Raw genomic sequence first — 7,361 nt, 5'->3', positions numbered from 1 at the left:
ACCTAGACGTCGGGCTCCGGTGGGCGCCCCGCGACGAGACGCGCGAACTCCTCGGGGACGACGACCTCGGACGACATGTCGAGCACTGTCGCACACGCGCACCCGGAGGAGGCGCGGCCCCTCGGCGGACCCTTGGTGACCCCTCGACCACGTGACCTCTCCGGCGGCCGTCCCCCGACCTCGTCGCGTCCCACGCCCGACCCGTCCACGGCGATCGCAGACGGTCGCGACGTCATGGCAGCCCCCGCCGTTCGTCACGGGCGTCCCACCACCCGCCACGTCAGACCCGCACGCGGCGCGGTCGATGGTGACGGTCGTGTCAGGCACGCAGGAGGGTGTCGCCGACGAACGACCCCTCCTTCGCCCCGGGCGGTATGGCGTAGCTCGCCGACCCGATGTGGGTGGTCCACGTGTTGAGCGCGTCGGACTCGGCGAGACGCCGCTGCACGGGCACGAACGCCGTGCCGAGGTCGGCCTGGTAGGCCGCGAAGAGGAGCCCCTCCTCGGTGCCGGTCTCGGTGCCGGTCTCGGTGTCGACGGCGTAGTTGTACGGGCGCCGGATCATCCGCTCCCTGCCGCTGCGGGCCTGGGCCCGGGCGGCGTGGGCGGTGGGGGAGATGATCGTGAAGCCCTGCTCGTCGACGGCCTCCCGGTCGATCGAGTCGGACTCCTTCGACCCGTTGAGGGGCGAGCCGTCGGCGACGCGGCGGCCGAAGGCGACCTCCTTGGCCTCGATCTCGAGGTCGTCCCACGTCGCCATGTCGATGCGGATGCGTCGCAGGACGAGTTGGCTGCCACCGGCGAGCCACGGGTGGGTGCTGCCGTCGTTCCACAGCACGGCGGCGACCTCGTTCGGGTCGGACTCGTTGGCGGTGCCGTCCCGCATCCCCATGAGGTTGCGGGGCGTCGTGCCGTCGGGTTCGGTGCCGCGGGCCGGGAGGAATCCTCGCTGCGCCCAGCGGAGCGTCGCGAAGTCGGAGGCGTCGCGGACGAGGCGCCGCTCGGCGAACGTGAGCGTCATCGGATCCTCCGAGCACACCTGGAGGAGGAGGTCCGTGGAGCCCCATCGCCGGTCGAGGCGGTCCGTGCGGAAGGCGGGCATCGACCGCACGTGGGGCGGGCACGCCTCCGGCTTGCCGATCGCGTCGAAGAGCCCGACGCCGAACCCAAAGGTGACGGTGAGTCGGGCCGGGGTGGTGGCGAGCTCGGCGTCGACGGCGCCGAGGGGGCCGCGTCCGGCGGTGAGCCGGGCGGCGTCGTCGGTGAGCATCCGCAACATCGACCGCACGGAGTTCGCGTCGGCACCTCGGCGGAGGTCGAAGCCGAGGAAGACGCCGTGGGCCTGGTGCGGTGTCGCGATGCCCGACTGGTGCGCGCCCCAGAACGGCTCGGTGGCCTTGCCCGCGACGGCGTCCGAGCCCGGACGTCCGGCGGCACCGGGGCCGGCGACACCGTCGGTGCTCGGCATGGTCTCGGATCGGCCGTTGCCCAAGGCGCCGACGGCGTGGCCGACGACGCCGCCCCCGAGGGTCGTGCCCGCGAGGACGGCGCCGCCGCCGAGCAGGGCACGGCGCGACAGTCGGGACGACGTCGGCGTGCCCTCGGTCATGACGAGGTCGCCGCCGTGGTGGGCGTCGCGGGCATCTCGGAGCCGGTGTGGCCCGGCATGGAGTGGCCGCTGCTCGGGGCGCCGGAGGTGCCGCTCGTCCCCGCGTCGGCCTCACCGGAGTGGTACTTCTCGTCACCACCGGCGAACGTCTTCGCGACGGCCTCGACGGGGATCTTCTGCCCGTCCTGCGTGGTGAGCGTGATCGTCACCGTGTCACCGGGGTTCAGCGGCTTCGTCATCTTCATGATCATGATGTGGTCGCCGCCGGGCCGCAGCTCACGGGTCGCGCCGGGCTCGAGGGTGAATCCGCCCTCGACCTTCTGCATCGTCGGCTTGCCGGAGGCCGTCACCGTCTCGTGGAGTTCGGTGACGGGGGAGACGGTGTTCTCCGCGCCGGTGACGACGACCGGGGCGTTCGTCGTGTTCTTCAGGGTGGCGAAGGCACCGGTCATCGGCATGCCGCCGAGGTCGGGCTTGGCCTTGGCCCAGGCGTCGGTGACGGTGACGGCCGCGGCAGGGGTGCCGCTCGACGTCGCGGGCGCGCTGTTTTCGGCGTTCGGGCCGGATTCGTTCGAGCCGCAGCCGGCGAGGCCGAGCACGGCGACGGCGAGGAGGGTGGGGACGGTACGGGACATGGGTGTAGATCCTTCGGGCGTGACCCGTTCTCGGGTCGTCGGTGTGGGTCGGTCAGGCTCGGAGGAGCCCGGGCGGACCACGCAGACCGACGGCCGCGACGACGTCGCGGGACACGACGAGGGGCGGGTGGGCGAAGGATGCCGGTAGGGGGACTCGCGCCGCGATGACGGGCACGTGGGGCGTGGCGCGTCGCACGAGCGTCCGGACCTGCCGGACCGCGGGGCCGAGGAGCCAGGCGAGGAGCACGGTGGCGAGCAGGTGACTCGTGACCATGAGCGGTGAGAGCCCCATCGCGTGTGCGTGCGTCGCCGTGTGGGTGACGACCTCGGAGGTCGGGCCGGCGGCGGCGCGGAGGCCGCCCGCGACGTGGCTCGCGGCGGCGGCGTGGCCCGGGTGACCGGCATGGGCGGCGACGTCGACGACGCCGGTGCCGTCGACGACGTGGAACACGGCGTGCGCGAAGGCCTGGAACGCGCCGAGCACCGGCGTGAGCACCACGGGGTGCAGCGGGCGGGTCGTGTTCGTGACGAGGGCGGCGAGCACGACGGCGAGCGTCGTGACGAGGGCCGCGGCCACCAGGGAGGGGGACGCGCCCCCGCCGAGGACGTGACCGGACGTCGACAGGCCCACGACCGCGGCCGCGGTCCAGGCACATCGACGAAGATCGCTCACGGCGCCGAGCCTACTGGGCCGCGCCGACAACCCCCCGCCATCCGGTCGTGGTACGTCGTGCCTCACGGTGCGCGGGCAGATGCGTGCCTGCGCGTCCTCGCCGTGCTCAGGTGCGCGGCGGAGGAGAGGCGGTGGGGGAGGGCGTCGCGGGCGGGCGCAGGCCGGGCAGGGGACGGAGCGGGCCCCCGCAACGCACGCGGGTGAGCTCGGCGATGCGGACGAGTCGGACGAGGGTCGCCGCGTCGTCGCCGGGAGGCGTCGTCGCGTCCGTCGTCGTCGCACCCGCGTCTCCGCTCCCGTCGCTCCCCGCGGTGGCCGCCGGGGACGCCACGTCGGCGCGGGTGTCGTCCCCGGGCTCGTCCTGCGTCGCGGGGCGGGTCGTGCGGCGGGCGTCGGCCGTCGTCGGGGCGGCCGCGAGGGTCGCGGCGACGAACCGGTCGAGGACGCCGGTCGCGAGCAACACGGCCTCCCGGGGGTTCGTCACGGGCCGCGGGAGGCGGTAGCCGAGCGGGCGCGGGGGCAGATCGGGGACGAGGGCGCCGAGCCGGCTCTCGGCGTCGCGGAGGACGCCCAACCCCGCGAGGACGGTGCCCCGGGGGCCCGGGGGGAGGTGGGCGGCGGCGACCTCGACGCCGTAGGCGGTGGCGCGGAGGTCGTCGACGAGGGCGCGGGCGATCGCCGGCGAGGCGGCGTGCCAGGGCGTGCGGGCGGCCGGGGCGACGGCCGTGCCGGCCGCAGCGAGCAGTTCGAGGAGGACCGCCCGTTGGGCGTGGCTCGCGACGACGATCGCCGCGGCGCGGGGGACGATTCCGTCGAGGGCGGCGAGTCCCGCCTCGTCGAGACCGTCGGCCTCGAGGTCGGCGACGGCGACGAGGGCGTCGCCGCCCCCGGGCGCGGCAGGCGTCTTCCCGCCCGCGCGGGCGGGGGCGGAGGGGGACAGCGGCGGGTCGAGGGCACCGAGGGTCGCATCGAGGGCCCGGAGCTGCGCCGTGTGGACGGACCGCACCTGCGTGGCGACGCCAGGGGCCTCGGGGAGCGTCTCGAGGATCCGCGCGACGCGGTCGCGTTCGGCGAGGATCGGAGGCCCGGCGGGGTCGGGCGAGGGGGTGGGGAGGAATCCCGGTGCATCGGACTCGAACCGGATGCCGCACCCGAGGAGCGGGAGTGTCGCCGCGGCGAGCAGCATGGCTCGCCTGCTCACGCCCCCGTCGCTGCCGTTCGTCCCCACGCTTTCCATCATCGCAGGTCGCGGCGAGAGGGCCGTGCCACCGCGTCCGCGCGTCGCCCTCGGGACGTCGCCTAGAGTGGGCGCCTGCGGCATCCCCGTCGGGCGTGCCGCGCGCGGGCGCCGAGCGTCGCGCGCTCATCGACACGAGAACACTGGGAGGTGTGGCATGGGTGACTCACCCGTCGCACGCCGCGTCGAGGATGCGGTCTCCGGCGCCGTCGCCGCGTCGGGGCTCCTCGTCGAGGACGTCACCGTCACCCCGGCGGGCAAGCGCCGCGTCGTGCGGATCGCCGTCGACCGTGACCTGGGGGAGGGGCTCGGTGCGATCGCCGGGACCGACCCCGACACGGAAGGAGGGGCGACGCCGCCGACGCAGGACCCCGTCCCGCCGCTCGACCTCGACGCCGTCGCGGACGCGACCCGCGTCATCAGCGACGTGCTCGACGCGTCCGACGCGCTCGGTCAGGCGCCGTACACCCTCGAGGTCACTTCGCCCGGGGTGAGCCGTCCGCTCACCCTGCCGCGCCACTTCCGCCGCAACGTCGGTCGACTCGTGCGCCTCACCCTCGAGGGTGCGGACGCCGGCACCGGAACGAGCGGCGAACGCGTCACCGGCCGCATCCTCGCCGCCGGTACCGACGTCGTGTGGCTCCGTCCCGAGGTCGCCGCGGGCACCAAGGGCGGGGCGAGGAACGCCGCTCCCGCCGCACCGGTCTCCTACCCGATCGACCGCATCGCCCGGGGCGACGTGCAGGTCGAGTTCGGTCGCGTCGACGACGCGGAACTCGGGCCCGACGACGGCGACCACCTCGACGACCAGGAGGACTGATGGACATCGACATGGCCGCACTGCGGTTGCTGGAGCGCGAGCGGGAGATCCCGATGGAGGTGATCATCCCCGCCATCGAGCAGGCGCTGCTCCTCGCCTACCAGCGCACGGGGGGCGCCTACCGCCGTGCGCGCGTCGACCTCGATCGAAAGACCGGCCACGTCGTCGTGTGGGCGCGAGAGGACCCGCCGCTCCTCGAGGACGGCACGCGCGGCGATCCCGGCCCCGAGTTCGACGACACCCCCGAGGGATTCGGTCGCGTCGCCGCATCGACGGCCCGCCAGGTCATCGTGCAGCGCATGCGCGACATCGAGGACGAGTCGGTCCTCGGCGACTTCCGCGACAAGGAGGGCGCCGTCGTCACGGGCGTGATCCAGCAGAGCCTGGGCCGCAACGTCCTCGTCGACCTCGGCACGGTCGAGGGGATGCTGCCGCAGGCGGAGCAGGTGCCCGGCGAGAAGTACGTCCACGGGGAACGCATCCGCTGCTACGTCGTGAGCGTCAAGCGTGGGTTCAAGGGGCCCCAGATCGGCCTCTCCCGCACCCACCCGAACCTCGTGCGCGAGCTGTTCGCGCTCGAGGTGCCCGAGATCGCCGACGGCACCGTCAAGATCGAGGCGCTCGCCCGCGAGGCGGGCCACCGGACGAAGATGGCCGTCCACTCCGCCGTACCCGGCGTCAACGCCAAGGGCGCCTGCATCGGCCCGATGGGCCAGCGGGCGCGGTCGGTGACGACGGAGCTGCGTGGGGAGAAGGTCGACATCGTCGACTGGTCGGACGATCCCGCGGAGTTCGTGGCTGCGGCCCTCTCACCGGCGCGGGTCAGTTCGGTCGAGATCGTCGACCGCGGGCTACGTGCCGCGCGGGTCGTCGTCCCCGATTACCAGCTCTCCCTCGCCATCGGCAAGGAGGGGCAGAACGCCCGTCTCGCGGCCAAGCTCACGGGGTGGCGCATCGACATCCACTCCGACCGGTCGGGCGACGGCGGATCGGACCGCTCTTCCAGTTCCCGCTCGGCGGGGTAGAATGGAGAAAGCCGTGTCTCCGACGACGGCCGGCCCGGGTACGACGACCTCGCCCCGGGGCGCTCAGGCGCCCTTGCGAACGTGTCTCGGGTGCCGCCGTCGGGATCAGCGGTCGTCCTTGTTGCGGCTCGTCGCGCAGGGCTCCGGTTCCTCACCTTCCACGGTGACGCTGGTGCCCGATCCGGCGGGACGCCTGCCCGGGCGTGGTGCGTGGATCCATCCCACCACCGAGTGTCTGGAGCAGGCGGTGCGGCGGCGGGCCTTCGGGCGCGCTCTCCGCCTCGCGACGGGGATCGATCTCGGCCAGGTGCGCGCCTACGTGGACGCGGTCGAGAACGAGCACGACGAACGGGAGTCCGGCGGCTGCGGCCGTCACCTCCCACGTCACCGGCGCGGGGCCGGTGACGCAGGTATGGAAACCGAAAGCGGGTTAGACGCTGATGAGTCACCGATGAGTACTCACCAATGAGCAACGCCCAGCACTGAGGCCGGTCCGAGGACTCCCCCCGGGCCGGCAGATAGAGGAGAAACGTGGCCAAGGTCCGGGTCTACGAGCTCGCCAAGGAGCTCGGAGTCGAGAGCAAGACACTTCTGAACCATCTCAAGGAGAAGGGCGAATTCGTCCGCTCCGCCAGTTCCACCATCGAGGCCCCGGTCGTCCGCCGGGTCCGTGAGTCCTTCGCGGCGTCCCAGGCGGGCGGTGTCGAGGCCAAGACGTCCGCGCCGAAGCCGGGCGCGCCCGCCCCCAAGCCGGGTGCGACGCCCAAGCCGGGTGCGGCTGCCGCCAAGTCCGGGTCCGCTGCGCCGAAGCCGGGTGCGTCGGCCCCCAAGCCGAGTGCCGCTCCCAAGCCGGGGAGCGCTCCGAAGCCGGGTGTGGCCCCCAAGCCGGGTGCGTCGCCGAAGCCGAGCGAGGCCCCGGCCCCGACGCCGGCTCCCGAGCCTGCGGCTCCCGAGGCCCCCTCCGAGCGTCCCCGACCGACCGAGAAGCCCGCGCCCGCCGCGCTGGCGTCCCCGGCCGCAGAGGCGACGCCCACCCCGCGTCCGGCCTCGTCCGCGCCCAAGCCGGGCGCCAAGCCCGGTCCTCGTCCCACGCCCGCGGCTCCGGCTGCCGAGCGTTCGGCCGAGAAGCCGGGCCCGCGTCCCGGTGGTCCGCGCCAGGGCGGTCCTCGCCCCGGCCCGCGTCCGGGCAACAACCCCTTCGCCCCGAGCCAGGGCATGGGCCGTGGCGGCCGCGACTCCCGCGAGGGTCGCGACGGCGGCGGTTCGCCCCGCCCGGGCAACAACCCCTTCGCCCCGAGCCAGGGCATGCCCCGTCCCGGCGGCGGCCCTCGTCCCGGCCCGCGTCCCGGCGGTCCCGCCGGT

8 protein-coding genes are annotated in these 7,361 nt (G+C 74.5%); 4 read left to right on the top strand and 4 right to left on the bottom strand.

The window, feature by feature from the left end; genetic code table 11:
* Positions 1 to 319 precede the first annotated feature (319 nt).
* From MOPEL_RS12170 to MOPEL_RS12150, 4 genes are all read right to left on the bottom strand, one after another.
* Positions 320 to 1,609: a Dyp-type peroxidase gene (locus tag MOPEL_RS12170; protein WP_009483163.1), complete on the bottom strand. Its 1,290-nt coding sequence runs from the start codon at positions 1,607 to 1,609 to the stop codon at positions 320 to 322.
* A complete protein-coding gene (locus tag MOPEL_RS17815; protein ID WP_009483162.1) occupies positions 1,606 to 2,244 on the bottom strand; it encodes a copper chaperone PCu(A)C in 639 nt (212 codons plus the stop codon). The genes MOPEL_RS12170 and MOPEL_RS17815 overlap by 4 nt, the downstream gene beginning before the upstream one ends.
* 52 nt (positions 2,245 to 2,296) lie before the next feature.
* Positions 2,297 to 2,917 carry a hypothetical protein gene (locus MOPEL_RS17810; RefSeq protein WP_009483161.1) on the bottom strand — a complete coding sequence of 207 codons (621 nt, stop codon included), beginning with the start codon at positions 2,915 to 2,917 and terminating at the stop codon, positions 2,297 to 2,299.
* A 106-nt stretch (positions 2,918 to 3,023) separates the two neighbouring features.
* Complete coding sequence (locus tag MOPEL_RS12150; protein ID WP_141631336.1) at positions 3,024 to 4,118, bottom strand: hypothetical protein; 1,095 nt, start codon at positions 4,116 to 4,118, stop codon at positions 3,024 to 3,026.
* Positions 4,119 to 4,311: 193 nt separating this feature from the next.
* On the opposite strand from MOPEL_RS12150, the gene rimP reads away from it, so the two are divergent.
* The 4 genes from rimP to MOPEL_RS12130 form a co-directional block, all read left to right on the top strand.
* Complete coding sequence (rimP, locus tag MOPEL_RS12145) at positions 4,312 to 4,974, top strand: ribosome maturation factor RimP (RefSeq protein WP_009483159.1); 663 nt, start codon at positions 4,312 to 4,314, stop codon at positions 4,972 to 4,974.
* A complete protein-coding gene (nusA, locus tag MOPEL_RS12140; protein ID WP_009483158.1) occupies positions 4,974 to 5,999 on the top strand; it encodes a transcription termination factor NusA in 1,026 nt (341 codons plus the stop codon). Before rimP ends, nusA begins: the two co-directional genes overlap by 1 nt.
* A 1-nt stretch (position 6,000) precedes the next feature.
* Positions 6,001 to 6,468 (top strand): YlxR family protein, encoded by a 468-nt coding sequence (locus MOPEL_RS16780; protein WP_083841851.1) that lies wholly within the window; start codon positions 6,001 to 6,003, stop codon positions 6,466 to 6,468.
* Between the two features lie 62 nt (positions 6,469 to 6,530).
* The coding region (locus MOPEL_RS12130; protein ID WP_009483156.1) for a translation initiation factor IF-2 N-terminal domain-containing protein at positions 6,531 to 7,361 on the top strand (831 nt) is incomplete at its 3' end.

It is taken from the genome of Mobilicoccus pelagius NBRC 104925 (genome assembly GCF_000247995.1).
Taxonomy (GTDB): domain Bacteria; phylum Actinomycetota; class Actinomycetes; order Actinomycetales; family Dermatophilaceae; genus Mobilicoccus; species Mobilicoccus pelagius.
This window is presented reverse-complemented; position numbering and strand designations above follow the sequence as displayed.

What these genes read in the sequence shown, in the direction of transcription:
- MOPEL_RS12170 (WP_009483163.1), bottom strand. Translation starts at nt 1,609, where the DNA reads ATGACCGAGGGCACGCCGACGTCGTCCCGACTGTCGCGCCGTGCCCTG.
- MOPEL_RS17815 (WP_009483162.1), bottom strand. Translation starts at nt 2,244, where the DNA reads ATGTCCCGTACCGTCCCCACCCTCCTCGCCGTCGCCGTGCTCGGCCTC.
- rimP (WP_009483159.1), top strand. Translation starts at nt 4,312, where the DNA reads ATGGGTGACTCACCCGTCGCACGCCGCGTCGAGGATGCGGTCTCCGGC.
- nusA (WP_009483158.1), top strand. Translation starts at nt 4,974, where the DNA reads ATGGACATCGACATGGCCGCACTGCGGTTGCTGGAGCGCGAGCGGGAG.
- MOPEL_RS16780 (WP_083841851.1), top strand. Translation starts at nt 6,001, where the DNA reads ATGGAGAAAGCCGTGTCTCCGACGACGGCCGGCCCGGGTACGACGACC.